This window comes from Streptomyces albidoflavus, from assembly GCF_000719955.1.
Classification (GTDB): domain Bacteria; phylum Actinomycetota; class Actinomycetes; order Streptomycetales; family Streptomycetaceae; genus Streptomyces; species Streptomyces albidoflavus.
In genome coordinates, this window is sequence record NZ_JOII01000011.1 from 1 (window position 1) to 24,555 (window position 24,555).

The following is a 24,555-nucleotide window of genomic DNA, read 5'->3' on the forward strand; positions in this document are numbered from 1 at the left end:
GAGTCGTCGGCAGCGTCAGATGTGTATAAGAGACAGGTTGTGGGCGGGGCTGCTGGGGCTGACGGCGGACGCGATGTGGCTGGCGTTCCCGCTGTTCTTCGTGCAGCTGCATCTGCTGGCGGGGCGGGCGGGGCCGTGGGCGGTGGCGTTGACGACGGGGGTGGCGGTCTGCTCGTACGCCGCGCACCAGGGCGGGTTCACGGCGGCCGCGGCGATCGGGCCGGTGATCGGGGCGGCCGTGGCGGTCGCGGTGGTCCGGGGGTACCAGGCGCTGTACCGGGAGAGCGAGCAGCGGCGGCGGCTGATCGAGGAGCTGACCCGGGCGCGGGCCGACCTGGCGGCGGCGCAGCACACGGCCGGGGTGCTGGCCGAGCGGGAGCGGCTGGCGCGGGAGATCCACGACACGCTGGCGCAGGGGCTGAGCAGCATCCAGTTGCTGCTGCGCGCGGCCCAGCGTTCGCTCGGCGGCGAGGAGGGCGCCGGGCGGTACGTCGAGCAGGCCCGGCAGGCCGCCGCCGACAACCTCGCCGAGGCCCGCCGGTTCGTCGCCGCCCTCGCCCCGCAGGACCTGGAGGGGACCACGCTGGCCGGGGCGCTGGAACGGCTCTGCGCCACCACCTCGGCGACGGCGCCCCTCACCGTCCGCTTCCACCTCGCCCACGACCCGGGCCCGCTGCCCGCCGCCTACGAGGTGGCGCTGCTGCGGATCGCGCAGGCGGCGCTCGGCAACACCGTGCGGCACGCCGGGGCGCGGACCGCCGAGGTGACGCTGAGCGGGCTCGGGGACGCGGTGGCGCTGGACGTGGTGGACGACGGGCGGGGGTTCGACCCGGCCGCCCTGCCCGCGCCCGACCCGGACCGGGGCGGCTTCGGCATCCCCGCGATGCGCGCCCGCACCCGCGCCCTCGGCGGCACGCTGACGATCGAGTCCCGGCCGGGCGGCGGCACGGCGGTCGCCGCCCAGCTGCCGCTGCCGGCCGAAGGAACCCGGCCCGACCCCGACCCCGATCCCGTACCGGAGGCACCGCGATGACCGTCATCCGTCTGCTGCTCGCCGACGACCATCCGATCGTGCGGGCGGGGCTGCGGGCCGTGCTGGAGACCGAGCCGGACTTCGAGATCGCCGGGGAGGCGGCGAGCGCGGAGGAGGCGGTGGCGCTGGCGGGACGGCTGGCGGTGGACGTCGTGCTGATGGACCTCCAGTTCGGGCCCGGCGCGCGGATGAACGGCTCCGAGGCCACCGCCGCCATCACCGCCCGGCCCGGGGCGCCGCGCGTCCTGGTGGTGACCACGTACGACTCGGACGCCGACACGCTCCCGGCGATCGAGGCGGGCGCCACCGGCTACCTGCTCAAGGACGCCCCGCCGGAGGAGCTGGCGGAGGCGGTCCGGACGGCGGCGGCGGGCCGGACCACGCTGGCGCCCGCCGTCGCGGACCGGCTGCTGCGCCGGATGCGCACCCCGGGTACGGCGCTGAGCAGGCGCGAGACGGAGGTGCTGGGCCTGGTCGCGGAGGGCATGTCCAACCTCCGCATCAGCGAACGCCTCCACCTGAGCCAGGCCACGGTGAAATCGCACCTGGTGCACATCTACGCCAAGCTCGGCGTCGACTCCCGTACGGCGGCGGTCGCGGCGGCCCTGGAACGCGGCCTGATCCGGCGCTGACCCGGGCGGCGCGGGGTCAGCCGCCCCAGACCGCCTTGGCCACCCCGAGCCCCATGACGGCGGCGCCGAGGGCGGCGCTGACACTGAGGGCGACGTTGGCGAAGGCAGCACCGCGGGCCCCGGTCTCGGCCAGGCGCAGGGTCTCGTAGGAGAAGGTCGAGTACGTGGTGTACGCGCCGCAGAAGCCGGTGGCGGCGAAGACCATCAGGTTCTCCGGGGCGGCGCCGGTGAGACGGGCGCCGACCAGCACGCCGAGGACGAGGGAGCCGCTCATGTTGACGGCGAGGGTGCCCCAGGGGAAGCCGGAGGAGTGGCGGCGCTGGACGGCACGGTCCATCAGGTACCGGCAGGGCGCGCCGATCATGCCGCCGACGACGACGAGCAGCCAGGTCATGCCAGGCTCCCTTCCGCGCGGCCGAGGCGGACCGCCGAGCGCGTGAGCCAGGACGCGCCGGCGACGGCGGCGAGCGCGGCGGCGACCGTGAGGACGAGGGTGCCCAGCGCGCGGCCCGGACTGCCGCCGTCGAACAAGGTCTGCACGTCGACGGCGTAGGTGGAGAAGGTGGTGAAGCCGCCGAGGACCCCGGTACCGAGGAAGGGCCGGGTCAGCCGGGGCGCGTCCGGCCACACCTCGGTGAGCAGCGCCATCAGCACGCCCATGGCCGCGCAGCCGACGACGTTGACGACGAGGACCGTCCAGGGGAAGGACCCGGCCGGGGTGGGCCACAGCACCGTCGCCCCGTACCGGATCACCGCGCCCAGCCCGCCGCCGAGCGCGATGGCGAGCAGCACCGGCGCCTGGCTCTCGGGCCGCTCACTCGGCGCGAGTTCGGGCCCCAGATCGGGGTCGACCGGTTCCGGGGGCGGCAGCGGGAGGTTGGCGCGGTGGCTCTCGGCGGGGTCGGGGGCCGCGCCGTCCGGGGTGTGGGGCGGGTGGGACATGGGAGGGAGGTTACGCCGGTCGTCGTCGGCCTAGCCTGACGGCATGCGTCCGCCCGCCGCCCCCGCGCCCGCCCACCCGCCGGGCCCCGGCCCCGAGCCCGAGCCCGAGTGGAACGTCGCCCTCCGGCGCCTCCTCGGCGACCCGTACGTCTTCGTGGCGACCGGGCCGAGGCGCCACGAGGAGTGGGCGCGGGACGTGCTCGCGGTGCTGCGGCGCGAGGTGGCCGACCCGCGCGGCCGGCCCGGGCTGGACGCGGACCGTACCGGTCCGGGGCGCGACGCCGTGCCCGCCTACCCGTTCGCGCCCCCGCCCGCCGAGCGGTTCCCCGCGTACCTGCGGCCGCTGGAGCGGGCGGCGGCGGTCGGCGCGCTCGCCGTCATGAGCGAGGAGTGGCAGTTCGAGCCCGCGCCCGTCCGCTCCCGCCCGGACCGCGAGGCCGTCCTGGCCGACGCGCGGACCCTGCTCGACCGGTACGGGCCGGACGCGGAGTACTGGACCAACGCGGTCGCGGCCGGCTCCGGCCCGGCCCCGGACTTCGTCGCGGCGGGGCTGCGGGGCACCGCCTCGTACACCTTCCTGACCGGGGCGTACGTCAACGGACTCGATCTCTGCGACGACTTGGGGCTCATCGCGGTCAGCGCCGACGAAGTGGGCGTCTTCTGGTCGGTGGGCGCCTGCTGAGGGGCGGCAGCTGCCGTTCCGGTCGCCTGGCCCCGCGGCCATCTCCCCGAAACACCCCTGTCGACTTTCTGTAAATAACAATGCCGGAGGGGTTCCCTCGGACGACCGGCCTTCTTACCATCGGTAACACCACGCATGTGGTATCGCCCGAATCCGGACGAAGGGGCCGCTCCCATGGCAACGACCGACGCACAGCCCGCCGCCCAGGACGAGGGCGGGCACGACATCAACGACATCACCCGCCGGCTGCTCGAATCCTCGGCGAAGCTCTCCTACGACCCGGCCACCGAGGTGGACTGGGACACACCGCTCGACAAGTCCTTCCACGGCATGAGCCCGGAGTGGAGCTCCCTCTACGGGACGCGCTACTGGGACGAACTGACGGAGGACCAGCGCAAGGAGCTGACCCGGCAGGAGTCCGGGTCGGTGGCGAGCACCGGCATCTGGTTCGAGGTGATCCTCCAGCAGATGGTGCTGCGGGACATCTACGCCAAGGACCCGGGCAGCCCCGAGTTCCAGTGGGCGCTCACCGAGATCGCCGACGAGTGCCGGCACTCCATCATGTTCGCCCGCGGCGTCCGCAAGCTCGGCGCCCCGGCGTACAAGCCGCGCCGCGCGGTGATGGAACTGGGCCGCCTCTTCAAGACGTTGGCGGTCGGCGAGGCCGCGTACGCCTCGATCCTCGTCGCCGAGGAAGTCCTCGACGTGATGCAGCGCGACTGGATGCGCGACGAGCGGGTGGTGCCCTTCGTGCGCACCATCAACAACATCCACGTCGTCGAGGAGTCCCGGCACATGAAGTTCGCCCGGGACGAGACGATCAAGCGGCTGGAGAAGGCGGGCTGGCTGCGCCGGAACGTCCAGGCCCTGGTCATCTCCATCTGCGCGTACTTCGTCATCACCAGCATGTGGAACCGCGACGTGTACCGCAACGCCGGTCTGAACACCGAACGGGCGCTGGCCGAGGCCAAGGCCAACCAGCACCACAAGTCCATGATCCGCTCCAGCTGCTCGGGGCTGATGGACTTCCTCGCCTCCGCCAAGCTCCTCACCCGCCCGGCGGCGGCGGTCTACCGGCGGGCCAACCTGCTCTGACCCGCCCGGCGCCACCACGGCGGCGGGCCGCGCGCCCGCCGCCGCGCGCCGCCGTACCCCCGCGGTCCGCGTCCTGGACGGGCCCGCACCCCCTCCTGGTCCGGACCGCCCCGGGCCCGTACGACCGAGCCGGAAGCGGACCATGACCTACGCCATCACCCAGACCTGCTGCAACGACGCGACCTGTGTCGCGGTGTGCCCGGTCAACTGCATCCACCCCACCCCCGAGGAACGCGCCTTCGGCAGCACCGAGATGCTGCACATCGACCCGCGCTCCTGCATCGACTGCGGCGCCTGCGCCGACGCCTGCCCGGTCGACGCGATCTTCCCGGTGGACCGCCTCAAGCCCGCCCACCGCGAGTACGCCGCCCTCAACGCCGCCTACTACGAGGAGGAGGCGACGACGACGGAGCGGGAGGAGGCAGCGGCGGCGCCCGCCTCGGTGACCGGGGACGGCGCCGAGGCGCAGGCCGAGGCGGCCGAGCGCACCGGCCCGCTCTTCCGCGCCTGGGACGCGCCCGGCTTCGCCCGCTCCCTGCCCTCCGACTTCGCCCCGCTGCGGATCGCCGTCGTCGGCACCGGCCCGGCCGGCATGTACGCCGCCGAGGACCTGCTGCTGCACACCGACGCCCAGGTCACCCTGGTCGACCGGCTCCCCGTCGCGGGCGGCCTCATCCGGTACGGCGTGGCCCCCGACCACCCGGCCACCAAGAAGGTCGGCGAAGCGTTCGCCCGCTTCCACCACCACCCGCGTGTCCGGATGCAGCTCGGCCTGGAGGTCGGCAAGGAGCTGTCCGCCGCGGAACTCGCCGCCCACCACGACGCGGTGATCTACGCGGTCGGCGCCGCCACCGACCGGCGGCTCGGCATACCCGGCGAGGAACTGCCCGGCTCGGTCTCCGCCACCGGGCTCGTCGCCTGGTACAACGCCCACCCCGACCACGCCCCCGACGCCGTCTCGCTCGACGCCGAACGCGTCGTCGTGGTCGGCAACGGCAACGTCGCCCTCGACGTCGCCCGCATCCTCGTCTCCGACCCCGACACCCTCGCCGCCACCGACATCGCGGGCCACGCGCTGGACGCCCTGCGCGGGCGGCGGGTCCGCGAGGTGGTGCTGCTCGGGCGCCGGGGCCCCGAGGACGCCGCGTACACCCGGACCGAACTGCTCGCCCTCGGCCACCTCGACGGGGTCGACCTCGTCGTCGACGACCACGACCCCCGGATCGGCGCCGCCATCGACGCCGCCGGGCCGCTGGACAAGGCGGGCATGCTCGGCGGGGTCACCCGTACCGCCGTCGACTGGTCGCGGCCGCCCGAGCCGGGCCGCCGCATCGTCTTCCGCTTCCACTCCGCGCCGCTCGCCGTCACCGGCGAGCAGGCCGTCACCGGGGTCCAGGTCACCGGCGGGACCGAGATCCCGGCCCAGCTGGTGGTCCGCTCGATCGGGCACCGGGGCGTGGCCGTACCCGGACTGCCCTTCGACGAGACCACCGGGACCGTGCCGCACGAGGGCGGGCGGGTGCGCGGGCGCAGCAACGAGTACGTGGTCGGCTGGATCAAGCGCGGCCCCTCCGGCGGCATCGGCGCCAACCGCTCCTGCGCCGCCGAGACCGTCACCACGCTGCTCGCCGACGCGGTCGCGGGCGGGCTGCCCACGCCCTCCGGCAGCGCCAAGGAGTTCGCCCGGCTCGCCCGGCGCCGCAACCGGCGCCTCGTCGACGCCCGGGGGCTCGCCGCCATCGAGCGGGCCGAGCGGGAGAGCGGGCAGCGCGACGGGCGGGTCCGCACCAAGTTCGCCACCGTGCCCGAACTGGTGGCGGCGGCCCGCCGGAGCAGGCTGCGGCTGCCGGGCTGAGACCGGGCCGCGCGGGGCGGCCCGCCGCGAGGTGGTACGGAAAGGTCCCGGCCCGGACCTTCCGTACCACCTCGTGATGTTTCACGTGAAACACGCACGACGCGTCAAAGGTCACAGGGCGGGCGGCCGGGCGGGGCCGGAGGGGACGCGGGAGGGCCCGTTTAACCTGGACGACGGCCCGCCCGCCGGCGGGGCCGTGTCCCGCGAGGAGTAACCGTGAACGCCGTCGTGCCCGCTCAGGGCGTCCCCGATCTGGCCGGACCCGTACCGATCGGGCCCTGCGTGCTGCTGAAGCACGGCGAGGTCTTCCTCAAGGGCCGCAACCGGCACCTCTTCGTCGAGCGCCTCCACGACAACCTGCGCGGCGCCCTGCGCGGCGTGACCGGCTCCATCTGGATCAAGGAGATGCAGAACGTCACCGTCCTCGGCGGGGACGCGCCGCAGGACGAGCTGATCGCACGGGCCCGGCGCGTCATGGGCTTCGTCGCCGTACAGCCGGCGATGCGGGTGGAGACCGGCGAGGAGGCGATCGTCGCCGCCGCCGTCGCCGCCCTGGACGGGGCCGCGCCCGGCACCACCTTCGCGGTCCGCGCCCGCCGCCGCCACAAGCCCTTCCCGCTCACCTCCACCCAGCTGGAGCGCCTGGTCGGCGCGCGGATACAGGAGGCCCACGGGCTGCCCGTCGACCTGACCCGCCCCGACATACGCGTCGAGGTCGAGATAGACCGCAAGGAGTCCTACGTCTCCGGCCTGCGCCACACCGGCCAGGGCGGCCTCCCCGTCGGCACCAGCGGCCGCGCCCTCGTCCTCCTCTCCGGCGGTTACGACTCGCCGGTCGCCGCCCATCGCGCCATGCGGCGCGGGCTGCGGTGCGACCTCGTCCACTTCACCGGGGCGCCGTACACCAACGCCGCCTCCGCCTTCAAGGCGTACGCGCTGGCCCGCGAGCTCAACCGGTACCAGCCGCCCGGCAAGCTCCACATCGTCGCCCTCGGGCACGCGCAGAAGCAGCTCGCCGTGGTCGGGGCCGGCCGGTTCCAGGTCGTCGGCCAGCGGCGCCTCATGGTCAAGGCCGCCTCCGTCCTCGCCCGGCGGCTGCGCGCCCAGGCGCTGGTCACCGGGGACGCGCTCGGGCAGGTCGCCAGCCAGACGCTCAGCAACATGGCCCTCGTCGACGAGGCTGCCACCTTGCCCGTGCTGCGGCCCCTCATCGGCTGGGAGAAGCAGGAGATCATCGACGAGGCGCGCCGGGTGGGCACCGCCGAGATCTCCGTCCTGCCGGACGAGGACTGCTGCCAGTTGCTCGCGCCGCGACAGGTGTCCCTGCGGACCAAGCTGGAGGATGTGGCCGGCTTCGAGAAGCGTCTCGACGCCGACGAACTCATCGACCAGATGCTGGCCTCCGCCCAGGTCACCAGGCCGGGCACGGACGAGACTCCGGCCCCCGCGACCCCGCCCGCCGCACCGGCCTGCGGCACGGACTGAGCGGGGCTGCCCCGGCGGGGCTGGGGGTTGCGGGGTGGGTTGGCTTGGCTTGGCCTGACTTGGCTTGGCCTGGGCCGGGCCGGGCTGGCCTCCGGTGGCGGCGGGGCTGGATTCGGCTGAGCCCGGCTCACCTGGCCGGTCACAGATGGCCTCAAACGCCGGCCGGGCTTGGTTCGGTCGCGACGCGACTGGGCTGCACCTCCACCTGCCGGCCCCGACCTTGCGGGTCAGAGATGGCCTCAAGCGCCGGCCGGGCTGAAGTGTGGTGACGCTCGGCCCCACCGCGCCGGTCACTGCTCGGCCTCAAACGCCGGCCGGGCTTGGGTGGACCGCGATGGAGGCAGGGCTCCGCCTCCATCTGCTCGCCCCGACCCTGCGGGTCACCGATGGCCTCAAGCGCCGGCCGGGCTGAGATCGGCTGAGCACCGGCTCAACGGTGCCGGAACAGAACGGCCTCAAGCGCCGCCCGGGCTAGGTGGCCTCAAACGCCGGCCAGGCTCAGTGGCCTCAATCGCCGGCCGGGCTGTCATTGGCCCTGTCGTTGGCCCCGTCATTGGCCCGACTCCGGCTCGACCGTGCCCGCCACCGATCGGCCTCGAACGCCGCCCGGGCTTGAACAGCCGGCGCAGGACGCCCGCCGGGGCGGGAGGCGCCCTCAGTCGCCGGCGCGCCCGGCGGTGCCCAGGGGCGCCAGGCCGGGCCGCTTCGCCACCCGCCCGTCCGCCGACGAGCGCCCCCGCACCCTGCGCCCCAGCCACGGCCCGAGGAACCCCGACACCCAGCGCGCCTCGGCGGCCAGGGCGCGTACGCCGCGTACCGGGGGCACGGCGGGCAGCGGTACGGCCCAGCCCCGGTCGCTGCCCGGCAGTGCGAGGGCATGGGCGAAGGCGGCGGCGATGCGGGCGTGGCCGAGGGGGGCCGCGTGGAGGCGGTCCGGGCTCCACAGGCGCGGGTCGACGACAACCTCCTCGCCGTACGTCTCCACCACCAGCACGCCGTGCCGGGCGGCCGCCTCGCGGATACGGGCGTTGAGCGCGGGGACGCGCGGTGCCAGCGGCCGGGCCAGCGGGACCAGCCGTTCCATCGCCGGGAAGGTCAGGGTCGCGACGCGCGCCCCGGCGCCGGTCAGTGCGGCGAACATCGCCTCCAGCTCGGCCCCGACGGCGTCCGCGTCGAAACGGGGGCGGAGCAGGTCGTTCATGCCCGCGACGACCGTGGCGAGGTCCGGCCGCAACGCCAAGGCCGCGTCGAGCTGCGTGGCCCGCACCTGCCCGGCCAGCTGCCCGCGCACGGCGAGATTGGCGTACCGGAGCCCGGGCTCGGCCGCGTCCAGCAACTCGGCGAGCCGGTCGGCCCACCCCCGCAGCCCACTCGCCTCGTCCCCGTCCCCCAGCCCCTCGGTCTGACTGTCCCCCAACGCCACATACCGCACCACCGACATCCCGGCCCCTCCTCATCCCTGTCCGGCCCCAACCCTGCCCCGCCCGTCCCCAGGAGGCTAACGGCCTCCCCGTTCCCCCCGACCAGCGGTCGAGGCCACCTTTCCGCCCGGCCGACGCTTGGCCGCCTCCCGGCTCCGGCGGGGGTGCAGGGCCGGTTGTCCAAGCCCGGCCGGCGCTTGAAGCCGGCCAATCAGTGACCGCCACGGTCGAGACGGAGCCCGGCCAATGACAGCCCGGCCGGCGATTGAGGCCACTGAGCCGGGCCGGCGCTTGAGGCCGTTCTGGACCGGCACCGTTGAGCCGGTGCTCAGCCGATCTCAGCCCGGCCGGCGCTTGAGGCCACCGAGCCCGGCCGGCGTCTGAGGCCACCCCACACCTTGCCGAAACGGCAACCCCCTTTGCCCATAGCGCCACCCCGGCCGCATCCTCGGCCCTACCAGCCACCGAAGGGAGCCCCCCTCATGCCCACCCCGCACACCTACGACGTAGTCGTCATCGGCGGCGGCGCAGCCGGCCTCGCAGGCGCCGTCACCCTGGGCCGAGCCCGCCGCACCGTCCTGGTCGTGGACGCGGGCACCCCCCGCAACGCCCCCGCCGCAGGCGTCCACACCTTCCTGAGCCGCGAGGGCGTCAGCCCCGCCGAGCTGCTGCGGACCGGCCGGGCCGAGGTCACCTCGTACGGCGGCGAGATCCAGGAGGGCACGGTCACCGACGCCCGCCGGGAGGGGGACGGGTTCGTCGTCACCCTGGCCGACGGGAGCGAGGTGAGTGCCCGCCGCCTGCTGGTCACCACCGGCATCACCGACGAGCTGCCGCCCGTCCAGGGCCTGGCCGCCCTCTGGGGCAAGGACGTGCTGCACTGCCCGTACTGCCACGGCTGGGAGGCCCAGGACCTGCCGACCGGCGTCCTCGCCACCGGCCCGCTCTCGGTCCACCAGGCCCTGCTGTGGCGCCAGTGGACCGACGACCTGACCCTCTTCACCCACACCACCGCCGGCCCCACCCCCGAGGAGCGCGAGCAGCTGGAGGCCCGGGGCACCCGGATCGTCGACGGCGAGGTCACCGAGGTGGAGACCGACGGGGAGGGGCGTCTGGCGGGCGTACGGCTCGCCGACGGCAGCACGGTCCCGGTCCGCGCCCTGGCCACCGGCGGCACGCTGACCGCCCGCGCCGGTTTCCTCGCGGGGCTCGGCCTGGAGACGGTCCCGGTGGAGGTCGGCGGCACGGTCATCGGCAGCCGCCTGGACACCGACGCGACGGGGCTGACCAGCGTCCCGGGCGTCTGGGCGGCGGGCAACGTGGCCAGCCCGACCGACCAGGTCGTCATCTCGGCGGGCGCCGCGGTCCGGGCCGCCGCCGTGCTCAACATGGACCTCGTCACCGAGGAGACCCGCCGCGCCGTCGAGGCCCGCCGGGCGGGCTAGGACGGGCCAGGTCCGGCGCCCAGGACGTACGAAAGCCCGGCCGGGCCGGTCGCGAGGACCTGGTCCGGCCGGGCTCGGCGGGTGCGTCAGCCCTGCTCCGGGGCGCCCCCGAGCTGGGCGGCGGCCGTTTCCACGGCGGTGCGCTCGACGGCGGGCTCGGTGCCGGGGGCCGGGCGGCAGGTGAAGCCGAGGCGGGTCAGGGCCCGCGTGACCTCACCGGCGCTGAAGTCGCGCCGGTCCTGGCGGGTGATGACCTCGCCGACCTGCTTGACCGGGTAGTGGTGGCGGCCGATGATCACGTACTCGCCGGTGACCGGCTCGGGCTTGACGCCCTTCATCTTCGCCACCACCTCGCTCTTGACGAGGTCGAAGGGGAAGCGGGCGATGACACAGCGCATGGGTGCCTCAACTCACGGGGTTTCGAAGGGGACCGGCGCCGGACAGCGCCCCTGGGATGCCGGTCGGGAAGGGGAGCGCGAGGACAGGCTGAGCGTATCCGTCCACGCGCCCTGCGGGGGAGGATTCGGGCAGGCGTTCTGCCCGCCCGGACAGCGGGCCGCCCCGGGCCCTGCCGCCTAGGCGGCAGGACGGGCCCGGACCGCCGCCGCGCGGCGTGCCTGGGCCGCCGGGCTGCGACGGCCGCGCGAGGAGGAGGCGCCGCGACGCGGGGAGGCGGGCGCGGGGGCCCGTACGACGACGGGGACGCCGGAGGGCGTCCGGGCGCCGGTGATGCGGCTCAGCTCGGCCTCGCCGGAGCGGACCCGGGTGGTCTGCGGGGTGATGCCCGCGTCGGCCATCAGGCGGCTCATGGAGCGCCGCTGCTCGGGCAGGACGAGGGTGACGACGCTGCCGGAGGCCCCGGCGCGGGCGGTGCGGCCGCCGCGGTGGAGGTAGTCCTTGTGGTCGGCGGGCGGGTCGACGTTGACGACCAGGTCGAGGTCGTCGACGTGGATGCCGCGGGCGGCCACGTTGGTGGCGACCAGCGCGGTGACGTGCCCGTCGCGGAACTGGGTGAGGGTACGGGTGCGCTGGGCCTGCGAGCGGCCGCCGTGCAGGGCGGCGGCGCGCACCCCGTTGCGAAGCAGGTGCTCGGCGAGCCGGTCCACGGCGTGCTTGGTGTCCAGGAAGAGGATCACCCGGCCGTCGCGGGCCGCGATCTCGGTGGCCAGGGCGTGCTTGTCGGGCCCGTGGACCTGGAACAGATGGTGCTCCATCGTGGTGACCGCGCCGGCCGAGGGGTCGACGGAGTGGACCGTCGGGTCGTCGAGGTAGCGGCGGACCAGCAGGTCGACGTTGCGGTCGAGGGTCGCCGAGAAGAGCAGCCGCTGCCCGCCCGGGCGGACCTGGTCGAGCAACTCGGTGACCTGCGGCATGAACCCCATGTCGGCCATCTGGTCGGCCTCGTCCAGCACGGTGGCGCCGACCTGGTCCAGCCGGCAGTCGCCCCGGTCGATGAGGTCCTTGAGCCGCCCCGGCGTCGCCACGACGACCTCGGCGCCGCCGCGCAGCGCCGACGCCTGCCGCCCGAGGGAGAGCCCCCCGACCACCGTCGTCATCCGCAGCCGCAGCGCACGGGCGTACGGCGTGAGCGCCTCGGTGACCTGCTGGGCCAGCTCACGGGTGGGGACCAGCACCAGGCCGAGCGGGCTGCGCGGCTCGGCGCGCCGCCCCTCCAGCCGGGCCAGCAGGGCGAGGCCGAAGGCGAGGGTCTTGCCGGAGCCGGTGCGGCCCCGGCCGAGGATGTCGCGCCCGGCCAGCGAGTTCGGCAGGGTCGCCGCCTGGATCGGGAACGGCTCGGTGACGCCCTGCGCGGTCAGGCAGGCCAGCAGCGGGGCGGGCAGGCCGAGCTGGTCGAAGGCGTCGACCGGCGGGAGCGCGGGGGTGCCGGTGACGGGCGGGGCGAACTCGCCGCGGGCTCCGGCGCGGGTGCGCTCCCCGCCGGAGCGGCGGGCGCCCTGCGGGCCGCCGCGGCCCGGGGAGCGGAAGCGGTCGGGGCCGGCGGAGCGGGGGGCGCCGGCGCCCCGGTGGCCGCCGCCGGAGCGTCGGCCGGTGCGGTTGTCGTCGCGACTCGCGCGGTTCTGGTTCATGGGAACCTCCTCGTTGCGGAACGCCGGGGAATCCCGGCCGCGCGGAGCTGAACGCGGAAGAGTCACCGATACGAACCGAAGAACATGCGGGGTGAAGCCGGGGCAGCCGAAGAGCCGCGAGGCTCAGGAGCTGAACTCGCTCGGGAGCACGACTGGCTCAGGAGCTGCACTGATGGACGCTCGGGCGTCCGGAAAGCGCGAGGGGCGGCGACAGTACGCCGGTGACGCGCTCGCTCACTGCGGTGAAGGCCGGGGGACGAGGCCGGGTGTGCCGTGCGGCACCGCGCGGGGCGCGGTGGGGCGGGCGGTCCACAGGGGGTGTCCGGGCGGGGCAGGTCGGCTCCGCCGGGGGAAAGCACGAGCTGGGGCCCGCACCCAAGGTGCGGGCCCCAGCTGCGTCGGTGCTGAGCGTCGTCAGGCGACGACGATGTTCTCGGCCTGCGGGCCCTTCTGGCCCTGCGTGACGTCGAAGCTGACCTTCTGGCCCTCGATGAGCTCACGGAAGCCCTGGGCAGAGATGTTGGAGTAGTGGGCGAAGACGTCGGCGCCGCCGCCGTCCTGCTCGATGAAGCCGAAGCCCTTTTCCGCGTTGAACCACTTCACGGTGCCAGTAGCCATGTCAATTCTCCTTCGGGGCAATTCACCGGGACACACACTGTGCGTATCCCGCGCCGCCGCGATGATTACCCCGCCCGGAGAAAAATCTCCGGAAATACACAAGCGTTCCTGCTGATGGCCGTCGGTTTCCGACGGGCCCTCCGCGAAGAGCGTGAAATTCTGGCAACCACAACTGCAACTCGACCGACACTAGCACGCGCCCTCCGGCGGCACAGGGGCGAAAAGTGCTCATTCCGGCGGCCCCTGCGGATTACCGTCCGCAGCCCCGTGAGGAAACCCGCACCCGCCGCGCGACCTCTTTCTGCACCAGCCGCGACAGATATTCGGCGGCCAGCTGTCGGGGCTGTGCCGGGGCCGGTCGCCCACCCCGGCCCGCGAAGGCCCGGGCCTACCCTCGTCGCGGTCGGTCGAACCCCGCGACACTCCGCCGAAAACTGTCACGGCCACGTTAGACATGGGACCTTCCCGGAGTTAGCCTTTTTCCTCCGGGTGCTGTGATCCGCCGGAGTCCCGAGCCCGCCGCAGGCAGCGGAATGGGCCGGGGGAACTTCCTCCGGAAGGAGCAGCGATCCGTCCCACGAAGAGGTGCAGGTGACCCGAAAGACCCCGCCGGACCCGGCGGACAAGTTCGACGACGAGGACTACCCCGCGTACACGATGGGCCGCGCCGCCGAGATGATCGGCGCGACCCCGGCGTTCCTGCGGGCCGTGGGCGAGGCCCGGCTGATCACGCCGCTGCGCTCCGCCGGCGGCCACCGCCGCTACTCCCGTTACCAGCTCCGGGTGGCCGCACGCGCCCGGGAACTGGTCGACCAGGGCACGCCCGTCGAGGCCGCCTGCCGCATCGTGATCCTGGAGGACCAGCTCGAAGAGGCCCTCCGCGTCAACGAGCGGCTGCGTGACGCCGCCTCCGCGGCTCCCCGCGACTGACCCGTTCAGACTCGCTCCTGTCCCTGGTCAGACCAGGGACAGGGTGACGGTCACGCACTTGCCGCCGCCGGGCAGCGGCCGCACCGAGACCTCCCGGCAGAGGCGGCGTACCAGCGGCCAGCCGTAGCCGCCGACCAGCGGGCGGTCGGGGTCGAAGGGGCCGTCGGGGCGAGTGGCGGCGGGCAGCTCGGGGCTGGCGTCGCTGACGTGCAGCGTGAGGTGGGACTCCTCCAGCTGGACGTCGAAGCCGGTGAGGCCGCCGCCGTGCCGGATCGCGTTGGTGACCAGCTCGGAGGTGACCAGCAGGGCGTCGGCGACGACCACGGTGTCGCCGAGCCCGTCGTCGCTGTCCCCGATGGCGTCCGGGCCGAAGCTGTCGCGCAGGGCCTGCTGGACCAGGGCGCGGGCCTCGCCCGCCGTACCGGGCACCTGCGGGGTACGCCGGGTCTGCCGGTGCTGCGGCGCCTCGACGATCCGGGGTGCCTGCGCGGGACGGTGGCCGTTCCCGGCACGGGCGGCGCCCTGCCGGTACTGGATCAGATCTCCGTCGCCTTCGTCGACTGTCACGGCTGGCCCCCTTGCACGTCGGTACGGCTGCTCGGCTCTGCGGTTGCGGTACGGCCTGTTCGCGGCCGGGGTCCGGGCCCCCGGCGGGGGTGCCGCCGGAGGACCGGGTACCCGGGTGCGGCCGGTTTCATTGCTCCCGGGCCGCCCTGGCGTCGGGTGCCGTCTCGAAAGCGGCGAGGGTGCCGGTCACCTCGAAGAGCCGGGTGACGAGATCGCTCATCGGTCCGGCGAGGATGAGGCGCCGCCCCTGCTCGCGGTGGTCGCGCAGGGCCCGTAGCAGGCTGCCCAGAATGCTGGAGTCGGCGAAGCCGGTCCCGGAGAGGTCCACGACCGTCCGGGACGTTTCCGCGCGCAGCGCCTGCGCGAGAGCGGCGTCCAGCGCGGGTGCGGTGTGCAGGTCCACGTCGCCGTGAACCCCGATGACGAAGGCGGAGAGCTCCGCGCTCGTCGTGATGTCCATACCGGATCTCTCCAGCATGCTCCTGTCCTCCTTTTCCGTCCGGGGCAACGCGGCACCCTCGGTCTCGGTTCTCGCGGAGGCCCGGACTGCGGGCCCGCGGATCTCGCCGGTGGCCGCGGGGGCGCACGGTGCGGTTCTCGCGGCCGGACTGCTTCTCCTGGCGTTCCACGAATCCCACTCCTCGGTTCGGACGGTCCGTTCCGTTCAGCGCTTTTTGCCACGATCTCCCTGTTCAAACGGGCGGGCGGCGTGTACGGGGGAAATCTCGGAGCGCGCACCGGGCGTACGCGGGAAAGGTCCCGACGCGCCGGAGGAGCGGGCCGCCGGGGGCCGGATTCCGGCCCTCGTGAGGGGTTTACGTCCTGTTCGGAAGCGGAATGCGGGCGGCGGCGCACCGCTCCCGACCAGCGAGGACGCCGGGAGGTGGCGGCCGGGAGCCCGGCGGGAAGGCCCCGGATTCCGGGATCGAAACCTGCGAATCCCGTGAAATTCGCTTTTCCGGGAGGTGGGCGCCGGGGCGGAATAGGAAATGCGGCCGTCAGGCCGGGCCGGGCTCCTCGCCGGGGCCCACCAGGTAGCCGTGGGTCCCGGTGATTTCCAGCAGCCGGTCCAGGTGGGGCGGGCGCCGGTCGAGGCGCAGGGCGCAGGCGGCGGCGCCGGTGCGGCGGCCGATCATGAGGAGGGCGGACAGTCCCAGCGAGTCGCAGGCGGTGAGCCCGGCGCAGTCCAGCCGCAGCAGCCGGGGTGCGGGGCGCTCCGCCAGGCGGCGGGCGACCTCCCGTACCAGCGCGTCGGCGCTCTCGTGGTCGAGGGCGCCGGCGAGCCGCAGGGCGAGGGTGCCGGGGGCGGCGGGCTCGGCGGTGAGGGTCAGACCGGTGCCGCCGAGGTCGTCGGGGTCGTCGGGGTCGTTCAGAGGGGGCATGCGGGCTTTCCGGGGCCGGTGGGGGGCGGGTGGGTCGAAGAGGCGGTCAGCCGCCGGTGAGGGCGACGCCGCCCCGGCGGAGGAGGCGGGTGGCGCGGGGGAAGTCGCGCAGCGGTTCGCCGAGGAGTTCCAGGGCCGGGGTGAGGGAGCGGGCGGGGACGCCGCGCGCTTCGAGGATGCCCGCGGTCCAGACGAGGAAGGAGGTGAACAGCGCGTCGTCGTCCACGTAGAGGGCGGTGGCGAGGAAGTCGACGATGTGGGCGATGTCCTCGGCGGTGCGCTCGCGCTGGCGCTCGGTGTAGCCGCGCATGGCCGGGAAGCGGTCGTCGAGCCCGTCCACGGTCTCCCGGACGAGCCGCGTCCGGCCGCGGCTGACCAGCGTGTACTCCTGGTCGGCGAGGTGCGGCAGGTCGTCGACCGGCTCGTGGAGGACGGCCCCCGAGGGCACCCCGAGTCCGCCCGCGGCCACGTCGGCGGCGGACCGGGCGTCCGGCGCCCAGCCGTCGGCGCCCAGCAGCCGCGCGTACCGCCCGTCGGCGCCGAAGGCGGCCCCGCCCGCGAGGACGGGCACCCCGGCGGCCTGGCAGGCGGTGATGGCGGCGTGCGCGGTGGGCAGCCGGGTGGGGATCGAGGAGGAGAGGGCGACCAGGTCGGGGCCGGTCTGGTGGAGGTGGGCGATGAGGTGCGGGGTGGGGGCCTGGGCGCCGAGGAAGTCGACGCGCCAGCCGCGCAGCCGCAGCGTCTCGGCGAGCAGCCGGGCGGGCAGCGCGTGCCACTCACCCTCCACGCAGGCCACGGCTATCCGCCCGCGTCCCTCGCCGGGCGGCGGCGAGCGGTGGGCGAGGGCGGCGATGATCCGGTCGTTCATCGCGGTGGCGGCGTGCTCCTGGACGACGGAGAGCCGGCCTGCGGCCCAGCCGAGCCCCACCTCCGCCTGGACGGGCCCGATCACGTCGAGCAGCGCCTCCTCGGCGCTGAGCCCGTCGTCGAGGGCGGCGAAGAGGACGTCGGCGGCGGCGTACTCGTCGCCGGCCAGCAGTGCGTCCCAGAGCAGCGCGCGCAGCGGCTCGGCGGCAGTGACGGTCTCCTCGGGCGTACGTGTGGTCATGCGCTGCCCCTGCCCCGGCCGGCGGCGCTCACCACGCCTCCGGGGGATTTCCTCGGCACGGTGACGGCGACCATGGCCATGTCGTCGTGCTCGCCGGCGCCGACCCACTGGGCGGCCAGCATCTGGACGCGCTCGACGACGGCCTCGGCGGGCATCCCGGCGCATTCGGCGAGCGCCTCGCGCAGCCGCTCCTCGCCGAACATCCGGTCGCCGAAGGGGCCGCCCCGCGCCTCCGTGACGCCGTCGGTGTAGAGCAGGCAGGTCTCCCCGGCGCGAAGCGTGACCCGGGCGGTGGTGGCCTCGACCTCGGGCAGCGCGCCGACCAGCGACCCCCGGGTGTCGGCCGCCTCGACGGTGCCGTCGGCGCGGACCAGCAGGGGCGGCGGGTGTCCGGCGCTGGTCAGGTCGAGGCGGACCGCGTCGCCCTCGCGGACCGCGGAGGCGAGGACGAGGGTGGCGAAGCGGGTGTGGTGGGAGCTGAGCAGCGAGTCGTTGAGCATCCGCAGGACGCGCGGGTGGTCGTCGGCCATCGGCAGCAGCGCCTGGAGGGTGTTGCGGATCTTGCCGGTGAGGACGGCGGCGTCCAGTCCCTTGCCGCAGACGTCGCCGAGGACGACCAGGGACGCCCCGGCCTCGCCCGCCGTCGGGTGGACGTCGTAGAAGTCGCCGCCGACCCGCTCGCCGCGCTCGGAGGCGCGGTAGCCGCCGGCGAACTCGACGCCGCGGATCTGCTCCAGCCGGGGCGGCAGCAGTTCCCGCATGAGGGTCTGGGTGACGGCGGCCTGCTCGGCGTACATCCGGGCGGCGGAGAGGGCGGCTCCGGCGCGGGCGGCGAAGAGGCGGGCGAAGACCTCCTCGGGCTCGGTGAAGCCGCGCTTGCCCTCGCGGCGGAGCAGGATCAGCGCCCCGGCCGGGACGCCGTGGCCGGGCAGCGGGATGACGGCGACCGCGCAGACCGGCCCGTCGAACTCCTCCGGCACGGCCCACGTGGGCAGCGCCCCCGGGTCGATCCAGCGCGAGGGGACGGGCGGGAAGCCCTGGAGCGCCTCGGCGAGGCCGGGCACCTCGGCCGGGTCGAGGGCGAGCAGCGCGCGGGTCGAGCCGCCGCCGTCCACCGCCCAGGCCAGCGGGGTGCGCCGCCCCGCGCCGGGGAGGACCACGACGACGCCGTCGGCGAGATGGCGGGCGGCGAGCTGGGCGGTCACCTCCATGCAGCGCTCGGTGTTGAGGGTGGCGAGCAGCGCGTTGGAGGCTTCGGAGAGGAAGGCGGTGCGGGCCCGTTCGACGGCGAGCGCGGCCTCGGCCTCGGCCCGCCCGGTGTCGTCGCTCAGCCACCAGACGAGTCCCGCGGCGCCGGCGCCCCGGCTCCCACCGCCGGCCGCCGGCCGTGCCACGGCCCGGTAGACCCGCTCCCCGACCGCTCCCGAGACGGCGTCACCCGGCTCCTGTCCGGCAACGGCCGCCCGGTGGGCCGCGCCGAGCCACTCCGGTACGGCGTCGGAGAGCGGGGCGCCGGGGACGGCGGCGGGGAAGAGGGCGGTGGCGTGGGCGTTGGCGGTGACGACGGCTCCGGCCGCGTCGGCCACCAGGACCGGGCAGGGGGCCTCGTCCCAGGCGCCGGGCGCGGCGGTGCGCCCGGTCCGCGCCCGGGGCGCGCCGATGGTGGAACTCTTCGTAACGTCCACGTGTGTGGGCCCTTCGCTGGGACCCTGCCACCTTCCCGGCAGATAGAGACGACGGTCCTCCCCTCCTGGAACCATCCCGCACGCCCGGCCCGCCCGGCAAGCCGCCCCCGCCGCGAACCAGCCCTTCCCGGCCCCGAGGTCCCTGCTCCCGCCGGTGAAAACCGCTCGCCCCGGCACGCGCGGCCCTCGCAGAATTCCTCACCGCACCCCTTCTCCACCCACTCCGCCCCACCGAACGGACCCGCCGTGCCCCTCGCCTCCGCGCTCCCGGCCCACCACGACCGCACCGGCCGCCTCGTCACCCTCGGCCCGGTCACGGACGCCAACTGGCGGGCCGTCGCCGATCTCGCGCCCCACGACGAGCAGCGCCGCTTCGTCGCCGCCCTCGGCGCCCGCTATCTCCTGCTCTCGCTGCGCGAGGAGGTCTGGACCTCGCTCGCCGTCGACGCCGCCGGCCGCACGGTGGGCCATGTGATGTGGGCGTACGACGCCGACGAGGACGTCCACTGGATCGGCGGGATGCTCGTCGACGCCGCCGAGCAGGGCCGGGGCGTGGGCCGGGCCGCGCTGACCCTCCTGCTCGATGGCCTCGCCGCCGCTCCCGGCTGCCGTGAGATACGCCTCTCCGTCCACCCCGGCAACACCGCCGCCACCCGCCTCTACACCGCCCTCGGCTTCCGCCCCACGGGCCTGGTCGAGGACGACGAGGCGGTGCTCGCGTGGACACCGCCGGCCTGAGCGCCGGATCGCGGGTGGTCGGGGACCACCCCGGCACTCGTGTACGGTGGGGTCTACCGACGCGGGGTGGAGCAGCTCGGTAGCTCGCTGGGCTCATAACCCAGAGGTCGCAGGTTCAAATCCTGTCCCCGCTACCACGATCCGGCCCCCGGGCGCGCACAGCGCCCGGGGGCCGGATGCTTTTCACGGCGCCCACGGACGGGGAACGACCCCCGGTACCTGGTGGTCTCGGGGCCGGGGCCCGGCGGGAGTTCGTTCCCCTCCGTCGAAGAACTCCGCGCCTCCCCCGGGGCCCGGCCCTCTCGGTGCGCCGCCCCGGCCGGCGGCACGGCGGGACGAGGGCTCCCCCGCCGCCCTCGTACCGCTCGCGCGCACGAGCGGGCGGGCCACCGGCTCGTGGAGCGGTGGCGACCGACCGGAACAGTGTGCGGGAACCGGCCGAGAACCGGAACCTTTTTCTGGAATCCGTTTCCAGAAAAGGTGTTCTAGGCTGGCGCCGACCCGCTCACCCGCCCGCGCTTCGCGCCGCCCACCCCCGAGGACACCTCAGCCGATGAGCCCGAAGCAGCAGCGCGGCGAGGCCACCGTCGAACGGGCCCTGGAGGCCGCCCTGTTCGTCTACGCACGCGAGGGCGAGCAGGGGTTCACGGTGAGCGCGGTCACCCGGGCCGGCGCGCTGAGCCCCGGCAGCCTCTACCACCACTTCGGCAACCTCGACGGGCTCGTCCACGCCCTCGTCCAGCGCTGGCTGGAGCGGCTGATGACCCCGCTCGCCACCGCCCTGCTGGAGGCGGACTCCGCCCGCGAGGGCATCCGCGCCGCCGTCCGCGCCTACCTCGGCTTCGTCCGGGACCACCCCGACGCCGCCCTCCTCCTGCACTCGGCCACCGCCGACCGGCACGGCATGGCGCACGCGAAGGAGCTGCGGGACGCCCAGGAGGCCCGCCTCTCCCCGCTCGCCGTCTGGCTGCGGCACCGCATCGCCACCGGCGAACTGGCCGACGTCTCCCCGTCGTTGCTCGAATCGCTGATCCTCGGCCCGGTCGTCGCCACCGCCCGCCGCCACCTCACCCTCGGCGACACCGACCTCGACGAGGCCGCACGGGAACTCCCGGAGCGCATCTGGAGCGCCGTACGGGGATAGAGCGACCACGCTCCATTCCCCAGGCCTTCACCAAGGCAACCCCAAGGGGAATTTTCCGCCATTTCTCGGGGGCGGGTTCTCCGCCAGCCCCGGCGTCCGCCTTCCGGGCCCCACCGGCACACCCCGGCCCCACCCGCACCCCTGACTGCACATCAGGCCCCTGACCTGGCCGGATCAAGCCAGGGCGCACCATTTCCCGCCACCCCGTTCGAACTCATTGTGCAATTACCGGCGTTCACTTGTGCGAAATATGTGACGAAAGAAAGAGGAGGCGCCGGTCACCGCCAGAACTAAAGAGCGAGTAAAGGGATGCGGGGCTCTCCTTTTCACATCGGGTTAACTTGGCAATCGCTTTACGCTGTTAGCGTTTTGTCGATGCCGGGCCCGGACCGGAAGGAGGCACCGTGCGCTTCACCCTCAGCCGTTTCGCCGGCGCCCTCCTGGCCGGCCTGCTCCTGGCCCTCCCGTTCACCGGCCCGGCCACCCCGCCCGTCCCCGCCGCGCACGCCACCCACGACCAGGCTCCGGTCCTGGCGGTGGAACCCACGCACGCCGGCTGCGGTGCGGGCGAACGCACCGGTGAGATCAGCGCCTTGCGTCACACCCGCGACCGGCACCGGGCCGCCGCGGGCGCACCCGGTGACGGGTCCGCCCGAGCGATCCCGCCGAACCGGTTCGCCACCCCGCACGCGACGGCCGTCCGCGTCCCCTTCCCGGACGCGCACGCGCCGAGAACGTCCGGCGTGCACGAACCCGCGGCCCTGCAAGTCTTCCGCTGCTGAGCCGACCCGCGGCACCCCCCGGACGCGCCCCGCGCCCCGGCCGGCACCCCCTGGTCACCGACCCGGGGCCACCCCGGCATGCCGCCAGCGCCACCCTCACATCCGCACCGACGCGCCCCCCGGCGCGCCAGGAGGAACCACTGATGCAGCCCCTCATCGATCACGCCCGCTCGTTCCGCCGCCAGTCGGCCGAGCGCCCCGAGGAGTTCGCCCGGCTCGCCCAGGGCCAGTCCCCGCAGGTCCTCTTCATCACCTGCTCCGACTCGCGGGTCGTCCCCGCGCTGATCACCGGCGCCCGCCCCGGCGAGCTCTTCGAGCTGCGCACCGCGGGCAACATCGTCCCGCCGTACGCCTGCCAGCCGCCCACCGGCGAGGCCGCCACCATCGAGTACGCCGTCGAGGTGCTCGGTGTCGCGGACATCGTGGTCTGCGGCCACTCGCACTGCGGAGCCGTCGGCGCCCTGGTCCGCGGCGACGACCTGACCGCCGTCCCCGCCGTCCGCGACTGGCTCGCCCACGCCGCCCCGCGCCCCGAGGGACCGGTCGAGGACCCCGCCGTCGGCGGCGCCGTCCAGAACCACGTCCTCACCCAGCTGCTCCGCCTGCGCTCCTACCCCTGCGTCGAACGCCGCCTGGAACAGGGCACGTTGCGGATGCACGGCTGGTACTACGAGGTGCACACCGGGTCCGTCCTGGCCCACGACGCCCGCGCCGACCTCTTCCGGGCCCTGTGAGGGCCGCCGTGGAGAAGACCGCCCGCTTCCCGTACCTGCGGCAGGACTTCGCCGCCTCCCTCGTCGTCTTCCTGGTCGCCCTGCCGCTCTGCGTCGGCGTCGCCGTCGCCTCCGGGGTCCCGGCCGAACTGGGCCTGGTCACCGGCATCGTGGGCGGCATCGTCACCGGCCTGATGCGCGGCAGCAGCCTCCAGGTCTCCGGCCCCGCCGCCGGCCTGACCGTGCTGGTCTTCGAGGCCGTCCAGAACTTCGGCCTCGCCACCCTCGGCGTCATCGTGCTCGGCGCCGGAGTGCTCCAGCTCGCCATGGGGCTGCTGAAACTGGGCCGCTGGTTCCGGGCCATCTCGGTCTCCGTGGTCGAGGGGATGCTCGCCGGCATCGGCCTCGTCCTCATCGCCGGCCAGCTCTACGCCGCCGCCGGGCTCAAGGCCCCCGCCGCCGGTCTGGACAAGATCACCCACCTGCCCGGCGCCCTCGCCGGGGCCCTCGGCAGCTCCACCGCCCTGATCTCGCTCGCCGTCGGCGCCGGAACGGTCGCGGTGATGGTCGGCTGGAACCACCTGCCGCGCAAGTTCCGGGCCGTACCGGGCGCGCTGGCCGCCGTACTCCTGGCCACCGTCGCCTCGCTCGTCCTCAGCCTGCCCGTCGCCACCGTCGAGGTACGCGGGCTGCTCGACTCGGTCCAGCCGCCCGGCGCCGGTGCCTTCGGCCAGCTGGCGAGCCTCAGCCTGCTCGGGACCATCCTCGCCTTCACCCTGATCGCCTCCGCCGAGTCCCTGTTCAGCGCGGCGGCCGTGGACCGGATGCACGACGGCCCCCGCACCCGCTACGACCAGGAACTGGTCGCCCAGGGCGCCGGCAACACCGTCTGCGGCCTGCTCGGCGCCCTGCCCATGACCGCCGTCATCGTCCGCAGCTCCGCCAACGTCCAGGCGGGCGCGCGGACCAAGGCGTCCCGGGTCATGCACGGCGTCTGGCTGCTCCTCTTCGCCGCCCTGCTGCCCGGCGCCCTCGCCCTGATCCCGCTCCCCGCCCTGGCCGGCATCCTCGTCCACGCCGGGTGGAAGCTGATCCCGCTCCGCTCCTTCGTGCCGCTCTGGCGCCACCACCGGGGCGAGGCCGTGATCCTGGTCGTCACGGCCCTCGCCATCGTCACGGTCAATATGTTCGAGGGCGTCCTCATCGGCCTCGCCCTCTCCGTCGCCAAGACCGCCTGGACCGCCTCCCACGTCAAACTGGAGGTCATAGACAAGGGCGCCGGCCCCGTCCAGGCCCACCTCTCCGGCAACGCCACCTTCCTCCGGCTCCCCAAGATCCTCGACAGCCTCGAATCCCTCCCCCAGGACCGCCCCGTCGAACTCGACCTCTCCGGCCTCCACCACCTCGACCACGCCTGCCGCACCGCCCTGGAGAACTGGGCGGAACGGCACAGCGCCTCGGGGACGGAGCCGGTGCGGATGACGGCACTGGCCCCGCCGGAGGGCACCCCGGACTGACGCGGGCGTGCGCGGGAGCCCTGTTCACGAGCGGTACGCCGGGAACAGGGCCTTCCGCGTGCCGGGCCGCCCGGCCCGCGGGCTCAGCTCGTGGGGAAGGGGCCGATGCGGTACAGCACCTCGTCGGCGTGGGCGGCGGGAAACCGCTCCGCCGGGAAGAGGAGTGCGGTACGAACCGGGGCCGAGCGCCCGCGGGCGTACTGCTCCAGGACGGTGATGAGGCCCTGGCTGCCGGTCGCGGCGGTGGTCTCGACGTACCGGGCGCCCCGGGCCCGTTCGCGGTCGGCCGCCGCCTCGAACAGCTCGGCGTCGAGGAAGGGGAGGGCGAAGCGGGCGACGGCGGCGTACTGCCAGACGAAGTAGGTGTCGGGGGCCTCGGGGCGCCGGTAGCCGGTGACGAAGCCGACCACCTCCTCGTCCAGGGTGGCGACGAGGGAGGTGTCGGCGAAGTCGCGGAACCAGAGGGCGTAGTGGTGCGGGCCGTTCGGGTCGAGTGCGGCAGTCCGCTCGGCCAGCCGCCAGACCGCCGGGGCGTCGGCGGGGCGGGGAGTGCGGTACTGGACTCCCCACTGGGTGGTCCGCCCCGAGGGGCCGGGCGTGGGAAGAGCCGTCGTCATGGTCGGACCACCTCGGTGACGAAGGGGTAGGCGCCGTTCTCGTCGTGCTGCTGCCGGTCGTGCCAGAAGAATCGTAC

Annotated in this window: 25 protein-coding genes and 1 tRNA gene; 14 read left to right on the forward strand and 12 right to left on the reverse strand. The window is 74.8% G+C overall.

The features are described from left to right. Window positions 1-19 precede the first annotated feature (19 nt). Together IF45_RS0114225 and IF45_RS0114230 are read left to right on the forward strand one after the other, a co-directional pair. Entirely contained in the window at window positions 20-1,033 is a 1,014-nt protein-coding gene (locus IF45_RS0114225; RefSeq protein ID WP_256671082.1) for a sensor histidine kinase, read from the forward strand. Continuing rightward, window positions 1,030-1,665, forward strand: a complete 636-nt coding sequence (locus tag IF45_RS0114230; protein WP_003949867.1) for a response regulator — start codon at window positions 1,030-1,032, stop codon at window positions 1,663-1,665. Before IF45_RS0114225 ends, IF45_RS0114230 begins: the two co-directional genes overlap by 4 nt. A 16-nt stretch (window positions 1,666-1,681) precedes the next feature. On the opposite strand, the gene crcB is transcribed toward IF45_RS0114230, so the two are convergent. Both crcB and IF45_RS0114240 read right to left on the reverse strand, forming a co-directional pair. Then, complete coding sequence (gene crcB, locus IF45_RS0114235; RefSeq protein ID WP_003949866.1) at window positions 1,682-2,059, reverse strand: fluoride efflux transporter CrcB; 378 nt, start codon at window positions 2,057-2,059, stop codon at window positions 1,682-1,684. Next, window positions 2,056-2,607 carry a fluoride efflux transporter FluC gene (locus IF45_RS0114240; protein ID WP_030307717.1) on the reverse strand — a complete coding sequence of 184 codons (552 nt, stop codon included), beginning with the start codon at window positions 2,605-2,607 and terminating at the stop codon, window positions 2,056-2,058. Before IF45_RS0114240 ends, crcB begins: the two co-directional genes overlap by 4 nt. A gap of 43 nt (window positions 2,608-2,650) precedes the next feature. Between IF45_RS0114240 and IF45_RS0114245 the strand changes: the two genes are divergently transcribed. The 4 genes from IF45_RS0114245 (at window position 2,651) to thiI (ending at window position 7,724) form a co-directional block, all read left to right on the forward strand. Further along, complete coding sequence (locus IF45_RS0114245; protein ID WP_030307719.1) at window positions 2,651-3,289, forward strand: hypothetical protein; 639 nt, start codon at window positions 2,651-2,653, stop codon at window positions 3,287-3,289. Window positions 3,290-3,463: 174 nt separating this feature from the next. Beyond that, complete coding sequence (locus tag IF45_RS0114250) at window positions 3,464-4,384, forward strand: AurF N-oxygenase family protein (protein ID WP_003949863.1); 921 nt, start codon at window positions 3,464-3,466, stop codon at window positions 4,382-4,384. 142 nt (window positions 4,385-4,526) lie between these two features. Next, window positions 4,527-6,239, forward strand: coding sequence for an FAD-dependent oxidoreductase (locus tag IF45_RS0114255; protein ID WP_008409865.1), 1,713 nt, complete (start codon window positions 4,527-4,529; stop codon window positions 6,237-6,239). Between the two features lie 216 nt (window positions 6,240-6,455). After that, window positions 6,456-7,724, forward strand: coding sequence for a tRNA uracil 4-sulfurtransferase ThiI (gene thiI / locus IF45_RS0114265; protein WP_030307721.1), 1,269 nt, complete (start codon window positions 6,456-6,458; stop codon window positions 7,722-7,724). Window positions 7,725-8,379: 655 nt separating this feature from the next. On the opposite strand, the gene IF45_RS0114270 is transcribed toward thiI, so the two are convergent. Continuing rightward, window positions 8,380-9,165 (reverse strand): SGNH/GDSL hydrolase family protein, encoded by a 786-nt coding sequence (locus tag IF45_RS0114270; RefSeq protein ID WP_018893819.1) that lies wholly within the window; start codon window positions 9,163-9,165, stop codon window positions 8,380-8,382. 462 nt (window positions 9,166-9,627) lie between these two features. Between IF45_RS0114270 and IF45_RS0114275 the strand changes: the two genes are divergently transcribed. Further along, a complete protein-coding gene (locus IF45_RS0114275; protein ID WP_030307722.1) occupies window positions 9,628-10,590 on the forward strand; it encodes an NAD(P)/FAD-dependent oxidoreductase in 963 nt (320 codons plus the stop codon). Between the two features lie 86 nt (window positions 10,591-10,676). Here the strand turns inward: IF45_RS0114275 and IF45_RS0114280 are convergent, their stop codons facing one another. The 3 genes from IF45_RS0114280 to IF45_RS0114290 all read right to left on the reverse strand — a co-directional run bounded on the left by IF45_RS0114280 (window position 10,677) and on the right by IF45_RS0114290 (window position 13,295). Beyond that, a complete protein-coding gene (locus tag IF45_RS0114280) occupies window positions 10,677-10,988 on the reverse strand; it encodes an SCO5918 family protein (RefSeq protein ID WP_003949857.1) in 312 nt (103 codons plus the stop codon). A gap of 177 nt (window positions 10,989-11,165) precedes the next feature. After that, window positions 11,166-12,677, reverse strand: coding sequence for a DEAD/DEAH box helicase (locus tag IF45_RS0114285; RefSeq protein ID WP_003949856.1), 1,512 nt, complete (start codon window positions 12,675-12,677; stop codon window positions 11,166-11,168). 414 nt (window positions 12,678-13,091) lie between these two features. After that, window positions 13,092-13,295: a cold-shock protein gene (locus tag IF45_RS0114290; RefSeq protein WP_003949855.1), complete on the reverse strand. Its 204-nt coding sequence runs from the start codon at window positions 13,293-13,295 to the stop codon at window positions 13,092-13,094. Window positions 13,296-13,886: 591 nt separating this feature from the next. Between IF45_RS0114290 and IF45_RS0114295 the strand changes: the two genes are divergently transcribed. Next, complete coding sequence (locus IF45_RS0114295) at window positions 13,887-14,225, forward strand: MerR family transcriptional regulator (protein WP_003949854.1); 339 nt, start codon at window positions 13,887-13,889, stop codon at window positions 14,223-14,225. Between the two features lie 27 nt (window positions 14,226-14,252). Here the strand turns inward: IF45_RS0114295 and IF45_RS0114300 are convergent, their stop codons facing one another. The 5 genes from IF45_RS0114300 to IF45_RS0114320 form a co-directional block, all read right to left on the reverse strand. Next, entirely contained in the window at window positions 14,253-14,792 is a 540-nt protein-coding gene (locus IF45_RS0114300; RefSeq protein ID WP_030307726.1) for an ATP-binding protein, read from the reverse strand. Between the two features lie 127 nt (window positions 14,793-14,919). After that, on the reverse strand, window positions 14,920-15,270 hold the full coding sequence (locus tag IF45_RS0114305; RefSeq protein WP_030307727.1) for an STAS domain-containing protein: 351 nt from the start codon (window positions 15,268-15,270) through the stop codon (window positions 14,920-14,922). Window positions 15,271-15,790: 520 nt separating this feature from the next. Continuing rightward, window positions 15,791-16,174, reverse strand: a complete 384-nt coding sequence (locus tag IF45_RS0114310) for an STAS domain-containing protein (RefSeq protein WP_030307738.1) — start codon at window positions 16,172-16,174, stop codon at window positions 15,791-15,793. A 46-nt stretch (window positions 16,175-16,220) separates the two neighbouring features. Continuing rightward, window positions 16,221-17,282 carry a cobalamin B12-binding domain-containing protein gene (locus tag IF45_RS0114315; RefSeq protein WP_030307748.1) on the reverse strand — a complete coding sequence of 354 codons (1,062 nt, stop codon included), beginning with the start codon at window positions 17,280-17,282 and terminating at the stop codon, window positions 16,221-16,223. Then, on the reverse strand, window positions 17,279-18,967 hold the full coding sequence (locus IF45_RS0114320) for a PP2C family protein-serine/threonine phosphatase (protein ID WP_030307753.1): 1,689 nt from the start codon (window positions 18,965-18,967) through the stop codon (window positions 17,279-17,281). Before IF45_RS0114320 ends, IF45_RS0114315 begins: the two co-directional genes overlap by 4 nt. Window positions 18,968-19,213: 246 nt before the next feature. Here IF45_RS0114320 and IF45_RS0114325 point away from each other — a divergent pair, with 246 nt between their 5' ends. From IF45_RS0114325 to IF45_RS0114350, 6 genes are all read left to right on the forward strand, one after another. Then, the gene (locus IF45_RS0114325; RefSeq protein ID WP_030307755.1) at window positions 19,214-19,705 is read left to right on the forward strand and encodes a GNAT family N-acetyltransferase; all 492 of its coding nucleotides are present in this window, start codon (window positions 19,214-19,216) and stop codon (window positions 19,703-19,705) included. Between the two features lie 60 nt (window positions 19,706-19,765). Next, window positions 19,766-19,842: transfer RNA gene (locus IF45_RS0114330), tRNA-Met, on the forward strand. 416 nt (window positions 19,843-20,258) lie between these two features. Further along, window positions 20,259-20,849 (forward strand): TetR/AcrR family transcriptional regulator, encoded by a 591-nt coding sequence (locus tag IF45_RS0114335; protein WP_030307756.1) that lies wholly within the window; start codon window positions 20,259-20,261, stop codon window positions 20,847-20,849. Window positions 20,850-21,253: 404 nt separating this feature from the next. Continuing rightward, on the forward strand, window positions 21,254-21,631 hold the full coding sequence (locus tag IF45_RS0114340; RefSeq protein WP_003949846.1) for a hypothetical protein: 378 nt from the start codon (window positions 21,254-21,256) through the stop codon (window positions 21,629-21,631). 143 nt (window positions 21,632-21,774) lie between these two features. Then, window positions 21,775-22,365, forward strand: a complete 591-nt coding sequence (locus IF45_RS0114345; RefSeq protein WP_003949845.1) for a carbonic anhydrase — start codon at window positions 21,775-21,777, stop codon at window positions 22,363-22,365. 8 nt (window positions 22,366-22,373) lie between these two features. Beyond that, entirely contained in the window at window positions 22,374-23,861 is a 1,488-nt protein-coding gene (locus IF45_RS0114350) for a SulP family inorganic anion transporter (RefSeq protein ID WP_003949844.1), read from the forward strand. Between the two features lie 83 nt (window positions 23,862-23,944). On the opposite strand, the gene IF45_RS0114355 is transcribed toward IF45_RS0114350, so the two are convergent. Next, complete coding sequence (locus IF45_RS0114355) at window positions 23,945-24,478, reverse strand: GNAT family protein (RefSeq protein WP_030307758.1); 534 nt, start codon at window positions 24,476-24,478, stop codon at window positions 23,945-23,947. Between the last annotated feature and the right edge of the window lie 77 nt (window positions 24,479-24,555).

What these genes read in the sequence shown, in the direction of transcription:
- IF45_RS0114245 (WP_030307719.1), top strand. Translation starts at nt 2,651, where the DNA reads ATGCGTCCGCCCGCCGCCCCCGCGCCCGCCCACCCGCCGGGCCCCGGC.
- IF45_RS0114285 (WP_003949856.1), bottom strand. Translation starts at nt 12,677, where the DNA reads ATGAACCAGAACCGCGCGAGTCGCGACGACAACCGCACCGGCCGACGC.
- IF45_RS0114230 (WP_003949867.1), top strand. Translation starts at nt 1,030, where the DNA reads ATGACCGTCATCCGTCTGCTGCTCGCCGACGACCATCCGATCGTGCGG.
- IF45_RS0114315 (WP_030307748.1), bottom strand. Translation starts at nt 17,282, where the DNA reads ATGACCACACGTACGCCCGAGGAGACCGTCACTGCCGCCGAGCCGCTG.
- IF45_RS0114225 (WP_256671082.1), top strand. Translation starts at nt 20, where the DNA reads ATGTGTATAAGAGACAGGTTGTGGGCGGGGCTGCTGGGGCTGACGGCG.
- IF45_RS0114355 (WP_030307758.1), bottom strand. Translation starts at nt 24,478, where the DNA reads ATGACGACGGCTCTTCCCACGCCCGGCCCCTCGGGGCGGACCACCCAG.
- IF45_RS0114310 (WP_030307738.1), bottom strand. Translation starts at nt 16,174, where the DNA reads ATGCCCCCTCTGAACGACCCCGACGACCCCGACGACCTCGGCGGCACC.
- IF45_RS0114275 (WP_030307722.1), top strand. Translation starts at nt 9,628, where the DNA reads ATGCCCACCCCGCACACCTACGACGTAGTCGTCATCGGCGGCGGCGCA.
- IF45_RS0114305 (WP_030307727.1), bottom strand. Translation starts at nt 15,270, where the DNA reads ATGCTGGAGAGATCCGGTATGGACATCACGACGAGCGCGGAGCTCTCC.
- IF45_RS0114280 (WP_003949857.1), bottom strand. Translation starts at nt 10,988, where the DNA reads ATGCGCTGTGTCATCGCCCGCTTCCCCTTCGACCTCGTCAAGAGCGAG.
- IF45_RS0114335 (WP_030307756.1), top strand. Translation starts at nt 20,259, where the DNA reads ATGAGCCCGAAGCAGCAGCGCGGCGAGGCCACCGTCGAACGGGCCCTG.
- IF45_RS0114255 (WP_008409865.1), top strand. Translation starts at nt 4,527, where the DNA reads ATGACCTACGCCATCACCCAGACCTGCTGCAACGACGCGACCTGTGTC.
- IF45_RS0114270 (WP_018893819.1), bottom strand. Translation starts at nt 9,165, where the DNA reads ATGTCGGTGGTGCGGTATGTGGCGTTGGGGGACAGTCAGACCGAGGGG.
- crcB (WP_003949866.1), bottom strand. Translation starts at nt 2,059, where the DNA reads ATGACCTGGCTGCTCGTCGTCGTCGGCGGCATGATCGGCGCGCCCTGC.
- IF45_RS0114240 (WP_030307717.1), bottom strand. Translation starts at nt 2,607, where the DNA reads ATGTCCCACCCGCCCCACACCCCGGACGGCGCGGCCCCCGACCCCGCC.
- IF45_RS0114345 (WP_003949845.1), top strand. Translation starts at nt 21,775, where the DNA reads ATGCAGCCCCTCATCGATCACGCCCGCTCGTTCCGCCGCCAGTCGGCC.
- IF45_RS0114250 (WP_003949863.1), top strand. Translation starts at nt 3,464, where the DNA reads ATGGCAACGACCGACGCACAGCCCGCCGCCCAGGACGAGGGCGGGCAC.
- IF45_RS0114290 (WP_003949855.1), bottom strand. Translation starts at nt 13,295, where the DNA reads ATGGCTACTGGCACCGTGAAGTGGTTCAACGCGGAAAAGGGCTTCGGC.